General features: G+C 40.8%; 14 protein-coding genes. 2 read left to right on the forward strand and 12 right to left on the reverse strand.

Annotated features, from left to right (window positions below; all coding sequences use genetic code 11):
• Window positions 1–29: 29 nt before the first annotated feature.
• The 7 genes from hflX to CFT42_RS03595 all read right to left on the reverse strand — a co-directional run bounded on the left by hflX (window position 30) and on the right by CFT42_RS03595 (window position 5,597).
• Window positions 30–1,283: a GTPase HflX gene (gene hflX, locus CFT42_RS03565; RefSeq protein ID WP_088815386.1), complete on the reverse strand. Its 1,254-nt coding sequence runs from the start codon at window positions 1,281–1,283 to the stop codon at window positions 30–32.
• Between the two features lie 396 nt (window positions 1,284–1,679).
• Window positions 1,680–2,294 carry a flavin reductase family protein gene (locus CFT42_RS03570; protein WP_088809266.1) on the reverse strand — a complete coding sequence of 205 codons (615 nt, stop codon included), beginning with the start codon at window positions 2,292–2,294 and terminating at the stop codon, window positions 1,680–1,682.
• Window positions 2,291–2,902, reverse strand: a complete 612-nt coding sequence (locus CFT42_RS03575; protein WP_088815387.1) for an alpha/beta hydrolase — start codon at window positions 2,900–2,902, stop codon at window positions 2,291–2,293. The genes CFT42_RS03570 and CFT42_RS03575 overlap by 4 nt, the downstream gene beginning before the upstream one ends.
• A gap of 4 nt (window positions 2,903–2,906) precedes the next feature.
• Window positions 2,907–3,866 (reverse strand): ring-cleaving dioxygenase, encoded by a 960-nt coding sequence (locus tag CFT42_RS03580; protein ID WP_088815388.1) that lies wholly within the window; start codon window positions 3,864–3,866, stop codon window positions 2,907–2,909.
• A complete protein-coding gene (locus tag CFT42_RS03585) occupies window positions 3,866–4,717 on the reverse strand; it encodes a VOC family protein (protein WP_088815389.1) in 852 nt (283 codons plus the stop codon). The genes CFT42_RS03580 and CFT42_RS03585 overlap by 1 nt, the downstream gene beginning before the upstream one ends.
• An 80-nt stretch (window positions 4,718–4,797) precedes the next feature.
• Window positions 4,798–5,145 carry an iron-sulfur cluster biosynthesis family protein gene (locus tag CFT42_RS03590; protein WP_088815390.1) on the reverse strand — a complete coding sequence of 116 codons (348 nt, stop codon included), beginning with the start codon at window positions 5,143–5,145 and terminating at the stop codon, window positions 4,798–4,800.
• An 11-nt stretch (window positions 5,146–5,156) separates the two neighbouring features.
• On the reverse strand, window positions 5,157–5,597 hold the full coding sequence (locus CFT42_RS03595; RefSeq protein ID WP_088815391.1) for a GNAT family N-acetyltransferase: 441 nt from the start codon (window positions 5,595–5,597) through the stop codon (window positions 5,157–5,159).
• A gap of 198 nt (window positions 5,598–5,795) precedes the next feature.
• Here CFT42_RS03595 and CFT42_RS03600 point away from each other — a divergent pair, with 198 nt between their 5' ends.
• Complete coding sequence (locus CFT42_RS03600; protein ID WP_088815392.1) at window positions 5,796–7,520, forward strand: EndoS/ChiA family endoglycosidase; 1,725 nt, start codon at window positions 5,796–5,798, stop codon at window positions 7,518–7,520.
• 22 nt (window positions 7,521–7,542) lie between these two features.
• Here the strand turns inward: CFT42_RS03600 and CFT42_RS03605 are convergent, their stop codons facing one another.
• The 4 genes from CFT42_RS03605 to CFT42_RS03620 form a co-directional block, all read right to left on the reverse strand.
• Window positions 7,543–7,893 carry a GIY-YIG nuclease family protein gene (locus CFT42_RS03605; RefSeq protein WP_088809273.1) on the reverse strand — a complete coding sequence of 117 codons (351 nt, stop codon included), beginning with the start codon at window positions 7,891–7,893 and terminating at the stop codon, window positions 7,543–7,545.
• An 11-nt stretch (window positions 7,894–7,904) separates the two neighbouring features.
• Window positions 7,905–8,381 (reverse strand): DUF6530 family protein, encoded by a 477-nt coding sequence (locus CFT42_RS03610; RefSeq protein ID WP_369821459.1) that lies wholly within the window; start codon window positions 8,379–8,381, stop codon window positions 7,905–7,907.
• 143 nt (window positions 8,382–8,524) lie between these two features.
• Window positions 8,525–9,259, reverse strand: a complete 735-nt coding sequence (locus CFT42_RS03615; protein ID WP_088815393.1) for an FAD synthetase family protein — start codon at window positions 9,257–9,259, stop codon at window positions 8,525–8,527.
• A gap of 49 nt (window positions 9,260–9,308) precedes the next feature.
• On the reverse strand, window positions 9,309–10,097 hold the full coding sequence (locus tag CFT42_RS03620; RefSeq protein WP_088809276.1) for an aminoglycoside 6-adenylyltransferase: 789 nt from the start codon (window positions 10,095–10,097) through the stop codon (window positions 9,309–9,311).
• 133 nt (window positions 10,098–10,230) lie between these two features.
• Here CFT42_RS03620 and CFT42_RS03625 point away from each other — a divergent pair, with 133 nt between their 5' ends.
• Window positions 10,231–10,461, forward strand: coding sequence for a DUF3955 domain-containing protein (locus tag CFT42_RS03625; protein WP_088809277.1), 231 nt, complete (start codon window positions 10,231–10,233; stop codon window positions 10,459–10,461).
• A gap of 80 nt (window positions 10,462–10,541) precedes the next feature.
• On the opposite strand, the gene CFT42_RS03630 is transcribed toward CFT42_RS03625, so the two are convergent.
• Entirely contained in the window at window positions 10,542–15,089 is a 4,548-nt protein-coding gene (locus CFT42_RS03630; protein ID WP_159458141.1) for an LPXTG cell wall anchor domain-containing protein, read from the reverse strand.
• Window positions 15,090–15,117 lie beyond the last annotated feature (28 nt).

Here is a 15,117-nt window from a genome sequence, read left to right on the forward strand (position 1 = left end):
TTTTACCATTTTAACACGTAAATTGCTGATTATTTCATTTGAAAGGCATGAAATCTTTCCGCATCGACAGGACTAACTTCAGCGCGGAGTTCGGTTCCTTGTTCCGTATAATCTTGCATGATCACCCTCGCATGCTCGTTTAAATACGAAATAATATCGCCGCGGTCAAATGGAATGAGAAACGTTAATTCTTTGTAGTCTTCAAAAATCTGCTTTTTAATTTCCTCTGTGAGCATCGCAAGACTAGCAACGTCTTTCGCAGAATAGATGAGTCCACCATCTTGCAGTACGGGATACTCGGCTCCTGCTACTTTATCGGCCTTGTTGTAGATGAATAAAACAGGGACATCCTTTACCCCAACAGCTTCTAACGTTTTTTCGGTCGTTTCTATCATTGCCTGATAATTTTCGTCCGAATAATCCACGACGTGTAGCAGCAAATCCGCCTCCTTCGCCTCCTCAAGTGTTGAGCGGAAAGCCTTCACGAGATGCGTCGGCAGCTTGCTCACAAAACCAACCGTATCTGTTAACAAAAACTGTTTTTTGTCTGGTAAAATGATTTCGCGTATGCTCGTTTCGAGTGTGGCGAACAGCATATCTTTCTCAAAAACCTGTTTGTGGGCGGATTTACTAAAGCGCTCAACCAGGCCATTCATCGTCGTCGATTTCCCCGCGTTTGTGTACCCGACAAGCGATACTATAGGAATTTCATTTTTCTTCCGCTTACGCCGTCTTGTTTCGCGCTCCTGAACAATCTCTTCCAGTTCTTTCGTCAAATGGCGAATTTGATTTTTAATGATTCGTCTGTCGCTCTCGATTTTTTTCTCCCCTGAACCACGGTTTGCCATGCCGCTTGCGCCGCTTTGTTGGTCGAGTTTGTCGTCACCACCAGCAAGGCGTGGAAGTTCATATTTCAAGCGCGCAATTTCCACTTGCAACTGGGCTTCACGCGTTTTCGCGCGCTCTGCAAAAATCGCCAAAATAAGCGCTGTCCGGTCAATTATTTCCAGCCCAACCGCCTCTTCTAAATTACGAATTTGTGATGCCGTAAGTTCATCATTCATGACAAGCGCATTCGCACCGAGCATTTCCGCAATTTGTTTTAACTCCTCTACCTTTCCTTTTCCAACATAAGTCGCTTTATGCACGCGTTCCATGTTTTGCTTCACGGTATCTATGACCTCATAATGATTCGCCTCTGCCAAATTGTAAAGCTCAACCATTGAGTACTCAAAATTCTTATCAGAACCACTAACACCAACTAAAATTACTTTTTTACTCATGAAAAAATGACCTCCTGAAAAAATAGTTTTCTTCCAGTGCGGTCAGGAATTGTATAGATTTGCGCCTAAAAAAGCGTACAAAAAAAGAAGCACATACTTCGCCTCTTCAAAAAAATTTCCGTATCAAACTAAAGCCACGCAAATTGTGAATAGACAAATCCCGTTACCCGCGCCAAATAAACGCAAGTCTCCGCACTATTTAATTAGTTGCAAGAACCGTTTCCGGAACGAAGTCTAATCCAAATCATAATTCGCTGAGCCTCCTAGCCTTTTAGATACCGCCATCATAACATGCATACTAAGAAACTTCAAGCCCAAAAAAATCAGCCTGCTAACAAACTTGGCAAATTCGATTTTAATAACGAAAATTGCCGTTTGCCATCAGGCTGATTACTTTTATTTAGGGCGATTTAACTTAAAACGCTCGCCTAGTTTCGCATAATCGCTGCCCGCTAAACGCGACACGGGCTTGATTTCGTCCGCAAGTAAATACCCTTTTTCCACATTTAAAACCGACTCATCCATGTCATATTCGAGAATGCGCGCTAAAATTAAGTCAGCCGTAATTTCACGAGCATCATTTTGAATCTGGAGCACTTGCCAGACCGCCGCTGCCAGTTTAATTTTGGCTTCCTCAATTTTCGGCACCGCAAAATTCCCGTCATACGAAAGATGTAAATTCGTACGCGCAAGCTCGCTCTCGTCAGGCGGAAGGTTCGCCGCCGTTTCATTCACATCACGCACAAAATCTTCGCTGACAATATGAATCATGAGCTCGCCAGATTGAATCGCGTTTCGCGCCGTGTCCTTCATTTCGCCGTTCCGCCGCTGAACCGCAATCGACACAATCGCCGGATCACTCGAAACAACATTGAAAAAACTAAACGGTGCCGCATTCACGATACCATCAGGAGAAACCGTCAAAGCAAAAGCAATCGGCCGCGGAATAATCGCACCACTTAAAAACTTGTAATTCTCTTTTTCGGAAAGCTCGTCTGCCAAGAACTTCATGCTTCCGCACCCAATTTTTCATACCACAATTTTGCCGCCTGCACTTCGTCTGCCGTCAAATTGTGTCCTGCTTCCGTCCAAACGGTTTCAATTTGTGCCGCGCGAGCTTGGAACAGGTCCACCAAGTTTTTAGACGCAGCGAAGCTTACAAGTGGGTCATTCACACCGGCCGTTAGGAAAATGCGACGCGTTTCCAAGGAAAAACTTTTCGGCGCATTTCCGGCTGGCATCGCGTGAAATAAAATCGCGTTTTGAAAGCCGTCTACTTCCTGCAAAATCGCATTCGCCGCAATATTTGCCCCATTTGAATAGCCAATCGCGACAAGTTCGCTGAAGTCCAAATCATACGTTGTCACCAGTTCGCGTGTTGTTTGCAGCAATTTTTTTGTCTGTACGGCGAGGTCCGCTAAATCTAAGCTGCCGTCGCTGTAGCGTTTGAAAAATCGATTTGCGCCGTGTTCTGAAACTTCACCGCGTAATGCTAAAATTGGTGCGCCCTTCGCAATAAGGCTTGCCAGTTCCACTAAAGAATGTTCGTCGCCGCCTGTGCCGTGCAGCAAAAGTAGCGGCTTCTTCGTTTTATCGCCGGGAATGAAAATGTGTTCCATTTGCTCAGCTCCTTTTTGTATCGATTGGCCGTACTTGTGCTTCGATTTCTGCCCGTTTGCCTTCTAAAAACGGTGGTAAGCTTAACTTTTCACCAAGTGTTTCGTAGGGCTCATCGCTCGTGAAGCCGGGACCGTCCGTTGCAAATTCAAAGAGAATTTGGCGGCTCACTGGCACATAAAGCGATTCAAAATAGAAACGGTTCACAAAACCACTATTCGGCGCTTGGAAACTGTTTATTCGCTCAATCCATTTCATGAGCTCCTCATGATTGTCAACGCGGAAAGCCACATGATGAATACCCCCGAAACCTTGCATCGCACTAGGAATGTCCGTTCTTTCTTCAACAATAATTTGCGCGCCGTTCCCGCCTTCACCCACTTCGTACAAGTGCAAACCATTTTCCTCGGTAACAAAACGGAAGCCAAGAATCGCTTTCAATACCGCATCCATATTTTCAAGCGAAGGAACCGTAAGGAACACTGGGCCTAAACCGTAAATCGCATATTTTTCGGGAACTGGGCCGTTCTTCCACGGCACGCCAGGCGCGACTCCTTCATTTTGTTCGTCAGAAATTAACTGTAAGGCTTGCCCGTCAAAGTCTTGAAACGCAAGCACTTTTTTCCCAAATAATGTTTTAATGTCTTCATGCGGCACGTCTAATTTTTGGAAACGGTCCTTATAATATTCAAGCGCCGCATCACTTGGTACGCGGAAGCTTGTTTTTGAAATGCTATCCGTCCCCGGTCTGCCTTTTGGCAAATTCGGAAAATCGAAAAAGGTCATATCAGTCCCAGCATTTCCCGCATCGTCAGCATAAAACATATGGTACGTCTCTATGTCGTCTTGATTGACCGTCTTCTTAACTAAACGCATGCCGAGTACGTTTGTGAAAAATTCATAGTTCTTTTCGGCGCTACTTGTCATCGCTGTTACGTGGTGGATTCCTTTTAAATCTTTTATCATTATTTTTCCCCTCCAAAATAAGTTTCAATTTCTGCTCTTTTTTCCTCTAAAAATGGTGGCAAACTAAAATGCGTGCCGAGTTCTTCTACCGGTTCATCCAATGTGAATCCGGGCTTTACGCCAGCAAATTCAATCCTTAAACCGAATGGGTCGCGGACGTAAAGGCTCATAAAATAGCCTCTGTCAATATATTCTTCCACCTCGATTTCATTTGCTTTTGCAAACTTGTAGAGGGTTTCAAGTTCTTCATTATTTGCTGCTTCGTAAGCGACGTGATCAATTGTGCCACGGCCAAACCTCGTTTTCTCTAAAGAAAAAGTTTGTTCCGTTGCTACTTCGCTTACGCCAAAACCAGCGAGAAATTTTTTCGTTTTTTCTGGCTCCGGTATATGATAAACGACATCTAAAATGCGAATAATTTGCTTGTCTGCTGGAATATCAGTGTGCGCCGTCGCATTTTGTTCACTGATTTCCTCTGAAATTTCGGAAAGCGCAAATGCAAGTCCATCAGGGTCAGTAAAATACAGTTTTCCTCCTTGCAATGATGTTTCCACCTCAAAACCAGCTAACCGTTTTTGCCAAAAGCTTACGCTATTTTTAGGAATGGCAAGTGTAATGAGGCCAAAAAAAGCTTTTTCATTGTACGTGTGCCCCATTCGCGGGATTTCAAAAAATGTTAACAGCGTACCCGGATTCCCTCTCTGGTCGCCATAAAATAAGTGTCGCATTTGAATATTCGCCTGATTGACTGTATTTTTTACAAACCGATAACCTAAAATATCTTGATAAAAATGATGGGACACCTCAAAATTTTTAATAAACGCGGAAATGTGATGAATCTTTCTAGTCATGTCGCGCCTCCTTTCTATACCAACAGTTTATAACTAAACAATAAAAATGTAAAGCAACTTGCTTACAAAAAATAAGCAGATTACCCTCTCTTCAATTTTACATTTTGGCAAATGACGCCGCTTGTTTCGCCAACTAAAGCGAAAGTGCCCATAGATGCGGTTGTTAAACTGTTTTGCTCATCTAAATAAGCAAGCGAATACGGTTTCATGTAAACTGAACCGAGTGTAGATGGCAGTACGCTACTATACTCTTTTAAATCCTCATTTTGTGCCACAACAATTAAATCGAAGTAAAGATCCAGCGCGCAAGATGCATCATAATCCGAGTATTTTCCAGCGCCGTCATTTAAATTCAATACGAGCCGTTCATTCGCTTGTCGCAGTTCTGCAATTTTTTCTTGAATCATTTGACTGATGGAAAGGTACATATTAACACCTTCTAACGTAAATTTTTTCGTTTCATCCAGACGTAACGGGCATCAAATGGCTTGATTTCTTCAAAACCGAAACTTTTGTAAAGCTTAATGGCGCGTGCGTTTTCTGGCAGGACGCGAATAAAAATGTCGTCATAGGGAAACGTCTTTGCTTCTTCAAGTAATTCTTCGACTAGTTTTTTCCCGTATCCTTGTCCTCTAAAATCTTGTGATGTGATGAGATGCGCGAGTTCCAAGTCGCCTTCCTCATCGTCCACCCAAATTTCACCGTATGCGGTCGGGGCATCGCCTTCATAAGCGACATATGGGATTTGGTCGGGTGTTTTAAACCATGCAAAAATATCCGCTTTTTCAATGATTCGTTTGTTCGTCGCCAAGTAATTATCAGCTTCATTTTGGAAAAGTGGCAAAATCCGAATAATATCTCTTTCTTCTACTTTTTTCATTCCATCACCTCAGGTTAAAATGTTTATCGTTAGCTTCATTATAACAAAATGTTTTATCTTTCAATGTTGCCTGCTTAATCTCTATGATTATTACTCGAAATACTTTAATTTTTACATATGAAAATGATATATTTATGATAAAATTTCATTTGGAAGCGTTTACTTTTCGTTTCCGACAATAAAAAAAGGGGTGTTTACATGAAGAAGAAAAGCTTTATTATTGGTTTAGTCATGTTACTTTGTATTAGTTTGATTCCCGTAATCCCTCCCGTAAAACATGCCGAAGCAGCAGAAAGCAAAAACTTTATGATTTACTACCGAGCTTGGCGAGATAAAGAGATGAAAGGTGTCAACACTAGCCTACCAGATGAAAACTGGCTATCTATGAGCGACATTCCGTACGGGATTAATATTGTGAATGTGTTCAGTTATGTGCCTCCCGGTCAAGAAGAGTTAGCCGAACCTTTTTTTAAAAAATTAAAAGAAGAGTATGAGCCGGAGCTTCATGCGCGAGGCGTCAAATTGATTCGCGGTTTCGACTATACAAAATTACTCGAAATCCCTTATGCTGGCGCTTTTCCAACTGAAAAAGAATTTGATGACTACGCAAAAGCCTTACTAGACGAACTTATGTTACCTTGGGGACTTGATGGTCTTGACATTGATATGGAAACTTCTCCAACCGATGCTGAAGTCCGCATTTCAGATGGCGTCATTAATGCGCTTTCGAAATATATTGGTCCAAAGGCAAACAACGGAACCCTCTTCCTCTATGATACAAATGGTCAAAATACGAAACCTTTCCAAAATGTAAGCGATAGTTTTGATTTACTTGCCTATCAACAATACGGTAGCAATGCAGAACGTACAGCATTCGCTTCGGATGCTTACTCTCCTTTCATTTCAAAAAATAAATTTTTACCTGGCCTGACTTTCCCCGAAGAACAAGATCCTGTTAATCGTTGGTATGACGCAACGCTTCCATATGAACAGTCTAACATTTATCAAGTTGCGAAATATTCTCGAGAAAATAATTTAGCTGGTATGTTCCTCTATGCTTTTGATAGGGACGGTAAAACCTATAACGAGCCAGACATCAACAGTATTTCCCCATCCAACCTTTTATGGACTAAAACGGCGATTTTAGAGGTAAACGGTTACTCTCTAGATAGCGCAAAAAGTTTCGCTCTTCATCACTTGAATCGGATTAAATACGCGAAAAGCTTAAGCTCAGAAGAGATTCAGGCCATCGAAAAAAATATTCAAAACGCGAAAAACTTATATGATGTTAACGTGGCTATTCTAGGCGCAACCTATGCTGAAGCTGTAAATCCAACATATGATCCAATCTTGGAAAAAGAACTTATGGCCATCGATTTAACGGCGGCAACAGCTGCTTTAGACAAAGCAGAGGTACTTTTACAAAATAATGATTTATCCGCTCTAAAAGCGGCACGTGATAAACTTGCTACGTTGCTAGGCGGTAAAAAGTACACTGTTTCCGAAGTTAATTCGCTTACGGCAAGTTTGCAAAATGAACTTCAAAATGTGGCGAAGCCAGTAACGGCAAAATATCAAGATGAAAGTGGCAATAAAATTGCAGATGATGTTGTACTTACGGGCGAACTAGGCGCGAGTTTTGCTTTTTCAAAAAAAGAAATTCCGGGCTATACGTTTGTGAAAACAGAAGGAGCGGCTAATGGAACTTTTTCAGCTCAAGCACAGGAAGTCATTTATGTGTATTCAAAGGCGGATTCGGCTGTGTTAGTCAACGTGGACCAAGCAAAACCTGAGAACACTTCAAGCACTACGAAGACAACGAAACTGCCACAAACAGGCGACAGCTCAGTGAGCATTTGGGTTGCGTTCGCTGCCATCATCGCAGGTTTACTTTTACTAAAAAAGAAAAAAGTGACAAAATAACGAAAAGGACCGCTAACAATTGCTAGCGGTCCTTTTCGCATTTTTCTTCCCAAATTTCAAATAACACGTCACATTCTTCTTGAATATCTTCACGTGTCATTTCAGGTTTCACATCTACGCGTTCGAGCACTTCAAACGTGATATTTTCCACACCTGATTTTCGTGCCTCGTCAGCCATATAACGCGGTAACATGCTTCCCTCTCCTAGCTTTAAACCAAATTCAAGCTTGGAAGCTGCGCCTTTTAGATTCATCGTTTTTCCAATTAAAAATACGCCTGTTTCTTTGTTTAAAAAACGGTAAACACCAGCGTCAGGCGGCGTTTCTTTATACGCACGGATTTTTGCTTTCCGGTCCTCGCGATTTTGTCCCATCTTTTAACCTCCTAGTAACCTGATTCTTTCAGCAGCTTGCTTAAAATTCGCAGACGCTCACTTAAAAGTTCGTCATTATCGTGTAAAACTTGCTGAAATAAATCTATGTCTTCATCAATGTATGGATTTTCTTCGCAAACTTGAACCGTCATCGCATCGCCTTGTAAACCTATGCGATCTAATTCAGGTTTTTCTTTATCATAAAAATGCTCAAATTGGTAAGCATCATTAAAATGAACTTTTGTACGCGCAATTAAAATGGCCAAATCAAGCACGCGGTGTAGTGGCATTTCTTCCGATTGGCGTGACCATTTGCCGCCTGTGTGGCGCCAGATTTTAGCGGAAATATCTACTTTCCCGCGGTCGTTCCACTGTGCTAGGCCAAGCGAAAGTCCTTTCGCATCTGAATGATAGGCTAATTTTCCATCGACATCTTCATAATTTGGTACAACAAATACCGGCTTATGTTTTAAATTTACAGGAATCATTTTCATTCTCCTTTTACTAATTTACTAAATTAGTATATTACTAAATAAGTAAAAAGTAAAGCATTGGCAAATTTCGTCATTAAAGTCTCACCACTCGTCTGATTTGGCGTATTAAAAAAAGCCTATATCAAATAGACTTTTCATTAGAACGGGGCTATAAAACGGAGCGTGTGCGCGCCATCTGGTAAATCCACTTTTATTTGGTGGTTTTTGGTCATTTGGACGGGGCCGTGGTTCGTTTTATAGCTGGCTGCGGTAGGAAGACAATAATCGTCTAGCCCCGTCATGATGCCATCTTGGACTTCACCGGACACGTACCACGGGTGGCCTAACCATTTTTCAGCTTCCCGAAATTCTGCACGCCGAATCATAGCACGGATATCCGTCGAACTCACTTTATTTTTTCCATACTTTTTCACAGAAACAGCAGTCACACGAATATTAAAAGGCTTACAAAGCTCCGTTAAAAGATCCACATCGGAGGCGCGACCTTTCCCGAAGTTGAATTCTTCACCGACAATAATATGGGATAAATGAAGCGTGGTCAAATGTTCAGACACAAAAACTTCAGGTGTTGTTTCTGCATATTTTGGTGTAAAATCCGTTTCAAATAGCACGTCTACACCGTAATGCGCAAGCCAACGCTCCTTTTCTGTCCGTGGCGTAATCGCTTCCCGGTATTCGGGCAATTTTTTTAAAGCCCAGAGCGGGTGCGGGCTAAAACTTATAACGGAAAGCTGTTCGCCTGCCTGCTTGACTTGATGTGCTGCTTCCAAAATTTTCTGATGCCCGAGATGAATTCCGTCAAATTTCCCAATGGACAAAACTGCTTTTCGCTTATCGGGCACTGACCCCATTTTTACATGATAAATCTCCATAAACTTCACTCCCACTCTTACTGTATACGCCGCGCTCAAAAAGCACAAATTATACGCTTACAATCACTTTTTTAAGCTCTGTCAGACGTTTTTCATCAAGAGAAAAACCACGTTTCACACAAATTTCCTGCGCTAGTTCTGAAAATAAATCAAACACTTCTTCCAAGTCATTTTTTTGGAATAAAAGCTGAATTTTGTTTAGCCACACTGATGGTAGCCAGTCGGCCATGCGCCGACCAAGGAAATGCGGCTTCTTACCATACAAATAGGCGATCTCCTCTAAGAGTGGCAGAAAATAATTTTCGCGAATGCCAGCTTTAAGTTGCCCAACAAACCAGAAATCCCCTCGCTTTGAAAACTTCGCCACATAATGCATCTCCAAGTAAAATTCATCAACCAGCGCCTGAAATCCCTTCTCATCAAGCCGCTCTTGTTCATCTTGCTGTAAAAACGAAATAAGTTTTCCGCCTAATTCTTTTTTATCAAGCAAAACTAAATATTTCTTGTAATACGGAAACGGGGATTCAAGTAGGCGGAGCGGCCAAAATGAAAAATCAACTTTTACGCCATTATCAAAAATAACAATGAGTGAGCGCATACCTTCTTGAGCAGGAAAATCAAGCGGCACAGTTACGAGCGGACGTCCTATTTTTTCAAGCCAAGTGAGATTTTTTGAAAAATCATGCTTTCCTTCAAACCAAACATTTATATCTAAATCTGACCATTCATCAATGTACTCTTTTTTTGCGAAAGAACCTTCCTGAACAAGCATTTTGACGCTTTCTTCCGTTTGGAAATACGTGACTATTTTTTGTAAAGTTTCTTCTCGTTTTATCATTTCGCACCTCTTTTTTATTGTTTTTCGATAAATTTATGTTGTTTTTTCTAAAACTATCCGTTATAATAAAAACATAGAAGTTCTACTTCTAATTTATCACATAAAACTTATATTTCGAAAGGATGGAAAGAAAATGAATACAGTATTTAAATATAGTGGTCCTGCTTTTATTGTTTTAGGTTTTATTTCTTTTGTTGTATCAATGATTGCTGGTGTTACAGTTGGCGCTGACGGGATTGTTCATGAACCCGGCTTAGCATATGTGGCTACGGGACTATTTAGTATCTACCTAGGAATTTTCCTTATTATTGTTTATTGGATTGTAAAACTTGTGAAAAAACGTTCGAATAAAAATGCCAATTAATATGCCATTCAAAAATCACCCCACCAAGCACCATCTCGTTAACTTGAGGTAGTGTTTGGTGGGGTGATTTCATGTATTGACTAATTATCCTTCCGATATTCTCTAATCACAACGATTCCTGCCGAACTGACGAGCAGCAAACCTAGAATCAACCACCACTCGGTATTACTTGAATCCCCAGTTTCAGGAAGTTTTGAGAAGTCTAAATGGTTAGAATTGCCGCCGTTCGTATGATTCGTTGGCGTTACATTTGGATTTTCATTTGCTTGGTTTATTGCTGTTAATTCAATACGTTTCGGCTTACCTGCAGCTTCAGCAACAATCTCAAATTGTATTTTTGATGCATTTAATTTATATCCATTTGGCGCCTTTGTTTCTACAAAGTAGTAACTTCCCGGCGAAAGGTTTGAAACCTGAATTCTCCCACTTCTATTTGCCACCAAATTGCTTTGCACAAGAGTTCCGTCCGCTTTATATAAATTAAAGACGGCACCTGGCAATGAATCACCTGAATCGCTCTTTTTCAGAAGCTCGACACTGCCTCGATAATTCACTAACGCATCTAACTGCATCACGCCCGGATCACCAGAAAATTCATCTGGAATCGTAAACATGACCGGAGTCGTATTCTTGATGTACCCACGAGGTGCACGAATTTCAATCAAACTGTACTCACCAGGTGCAAGATTATCCACTGAAATATGCCCATTACGATCAGAAACAACCCGTTTCACCAGATTTTGCTCAGAATCTCTTACTTCGAAAATAGCTCCGGGTAAAATTTGTCCAGACTCACTTTGCTTCACAGCTTCAATGCTGCCTGTATAATTTATAAACGGCCCTAGTGTAATATCTGGTATTTGACCTTCTGCCGTTTCAGAAACTGTAAACAAGATGGGTTCCGTATTTAATATATAGCCGGGCGGCGCAAAAGTTTCAGTCAACCGATAATCTCCCGGTAAAAGCCCATCAATTTCAAGTTGACCATTTAAATCTGTTTTCAATTCCTCGTCCGTTTGAATCGTATTCCATGAACCCGCAATATTTTGCTCCAATTTAAATGTTGCACCCACTAAAGGCTCACCTGAGGCGTTCTCCTTTTGAAGAATAACTTTATTTGGATTGTTGACAATTTCAATTGGCGCGGTACCTGACGTTGTTTCCGCATCAATGGTTACAACTTTTCCATTTGCAAGTTCATCGCTAATTGTATAGCCAACAGGTGCTTCAATTTCTTGTAGAATGTAGTCGCCATATGGAAGGTTACCGAAAGCTAACTCGCCATTCGCATCTACTGTTCCTTCTCTAAGGATAATCATTTTATCTTTAGTCCAAAGCCTGAATTTCGCTCCTGTCAGTTGATCTCCCTCACCGTTAACTTTTTGGAAACGAATGCCACCTGTCTCGCCAACAGCAGTCCCCGAGCCATTTATTACCACAACATCAACCGTATCATCTGCACCGTCGTTAATCGTCACATCATTATTCCCGTTCACCGTGACGTCATTTGTCAGTTTTTGTTCTGGCGCATTGCTTATGAATACAAATGAGCGATATTCAATAATGTATGGTGATTTAATTTGGTGTAGAAACTCAATCTTCAATTCCTGCTCCCCAGTTGCTGAGTCCGTTGTTAAAGAAACCGAGTAATCCGTTCCTTCTACTAGAGGTAAGTACGGATTTTTAACAATCGTACCATCAGGTTTCACAATCGTTCGGTACACAACAATCGAATTCTTGTCTATCGCTTGGTTCTTCGACGGGTGGTCTGTCACCACAACATCATTTAACGTCGAACCACTCGGATTCACAGTAATGGACCAATGCGCGAAACCATTTTCGTCCTGATAACCAGTTTTATTTACAAAATCTCCACCATTTTGGATAGAAACCTCAGCAGTTAAGTGATGCGGCGCGGCATCGCCATTTGTGAATGTAGCGTCATTATCATAAGTGGGCTCAATTACTTCACCATTTAATGATGTTTTAAATTCGACAATGTACGCTGCAGATTCCTCATTTGGAAATCGAACCGTAAGCGTTTGATTATTAACTTCAGAAGGTTCAATAATGGTGAAATCACCGTAGTTATCGACTTCATCTCCTTTTTCAACACTGCCATCTGGATTTACCGTATAATGATAAATTTTAACGGAGTCTGGCACAAATTGCTGATTTCCTAAAATTGGGTCCACGAGTACAGCATCTTTTAGTTCTTTCGAGTCATAATTAATGCCGATTGACCAAGTAATTCGAGAAGTCGTCGCATTGTAGCTCCCGTTTTTAAATCCATCATATTTCGCAGAATCATTCGGGTCAAACGTCGCTCCGTCACTGCTCGAATGCGTATCATCAGATTCATCTGTCCAAGAAGTAGTGGCATTGTTAGGGAAAATCCGATTTGGGTCATCCACCCCGTCGACACTCGTATTAAATGTTGTTTTGTAGGTGATACGGAAGTCATGATCAGTTCCAGCCGCATACGTATTTAAAAACTGGACAGTAAATTGAAGATTGGGTTCGTCATATACTAAGGAATAATCCTGATTTTCAACAAGTGTGGCACCTGTTACCATATCTGTCATGACGAATGTTTCAGGTAGCAAAGTCAAACCCGGACTGAGGTCATCAGTCATTTGCCAATTTTTCATCATATAATGATTTTTATTAATGTCGATTTGCCACGAAACCTCTTTTGCATCATAATCGACTGTCCCAAGCGTCTTAATGACGTTTTGTTGCACAATACCACCAGACGAGTTACTTGTATCTCCTGTATCCGTATTAATTGAATTATTAATCGTTACATTGTCATCAATAATCCCCGTTAATTGTGTCTGATACTTCATTTTTACTGCATAATCAATATCATGTAAAAAGACAATATCAAAGCCATTGCTTGTATTTTCGATTCTATAGTCGACGCCCTCGATTAGTTGCCTACCCTGAACTTCCGATCCATCTGGATTAAATGTGATTACATAAAGTTCTACAGAACCATCTACAAGTTTCATGCGACTATCTCCAAACTCATCGTGAAGTGTCGCATCTTCTTGCGCAATTGTCTTTTCACCGTAATTATATTTGACAGTCCATTCTGATGTTTGCGTATCTGGGTTATAGTTGCTCGCTTGTTTAGTCAAAAGAACACCGTATGAGCTCGCAACAGACGCTTTAGCTGGGAGTTCTGTCCCATCTGCATCTAGAATAGCCGTATTTTCAAATGTCTTATTCCCACCATTTTCAGGTTTCGCATCCTCATCAATTTTTGTTGTATATTCTAAGCGGTAAGCATCACTAATTGGCGTTGTAAACGTTACGTTACCCGCAGCATCTACTGTATATCCCGAAGTCACAAGCTCTGCACTCCCCGGATATATTTCCCCGTATAAATCTACTTCTACTTTATAGACTTTTACAGATTGATACGTTGTGCCCGGTGGAAAATTCTCATTCACAACAGCTTGATCAATCGTATCAAGCGCTTTATTAATATCCACTTGCCAATAAATATAATCTGGATTTAGTTCTTTATCAAAGTGACCACTTTTTTCAATGGTACTGTCTACAGCTGGTTTAACATTGATATCAACAGGTGGAATGTTATCTTCAAAAGGTATCTTAATCGTGATTTCTCCCGGACCATCAATATCTGCTGGGTTCAGCTGTGTGTCGAATTCCAAAGTCCCATGGACGTTGGAATTTTCATGAACTGCATCTGTAAAAACAAACTTTATCGTATTATCCGTACTCACTTCGACATCGGCATACGGATCAAGCGGTATAGTTTGATTTTGCGATACTTTTACTGTATCAGGTAATTGAAACGTATAATAATCCCCTGCATTAATTTCTGCCCCAACATCATTCGGTATCGCCCACGTGAATTTAAAATGAACATAATCGTTCACGGTTGGTTCAGCAATAGGATTTCCATCTGCATCAAAATAGGTTAATTCCATTCCTGTCAGTATGGTTGAATCTGCCTCTGAATAGCCTAAACTCGCAAAAATGTCTTTTACATCTTGTGGTTCATCTGCAGCAACTGCTCTTTGCTCAGGCTTTTCCCCCGAAGTGCTCGTTTGTCCATTTTCTGGCAACGTTTTAGAGTCGTCCGTTACGCTCGGCGTTTCCAGTTCACTTTCAATTTCGTTTGATTTAGCAGGTTCTTGATAAAGGGTGACTTCCTTGCTTAAATGATTCAAACTTGAAGAAAAATCGATGCGGTCTTTGTCAGCCGTAGTGCCATTTCCAAGGTAAGTTGCTGCAACATCAAATGTAATATCTGCTTCAAATTCAGCCGGTATATCAAAAAGCAATTGATTATCTTTAATTTCATAAGTTCCAACAGCTTGATTATTTGAATCTAAAATCGTTCCTTTATTTACTTCTTGTAACGAAAATTTTTCAGAAACGGAAATTGTTTCCCCTTTTAATTGTGTATCACTATTTTTAGCATGTGCTGTTACTTTAAATGTAAAATAATTATTTTGATCTGTAGCTCCTGCTGTCTGATTTAAGCTAACTAAATTGACACCCTCTTCTTTTGAATCAGCATTTACGATATACGGCAAAAACATTTGCGTGATAAGTAAAAAACTGAACAACAAATAGAATGCTTTTTTCAAACGAATCCCCCCCTGAATACGCTTCTTA

Origin of the sequence: Listeria goaensis, assembly GCF_900186125.1 — a bacterium.
Taxonomy (GTDB): Bacteria; Bacillota; Bacilli; order Lactobacillales; family Listeriaceae; genus Listeria; species Listeria goaensis.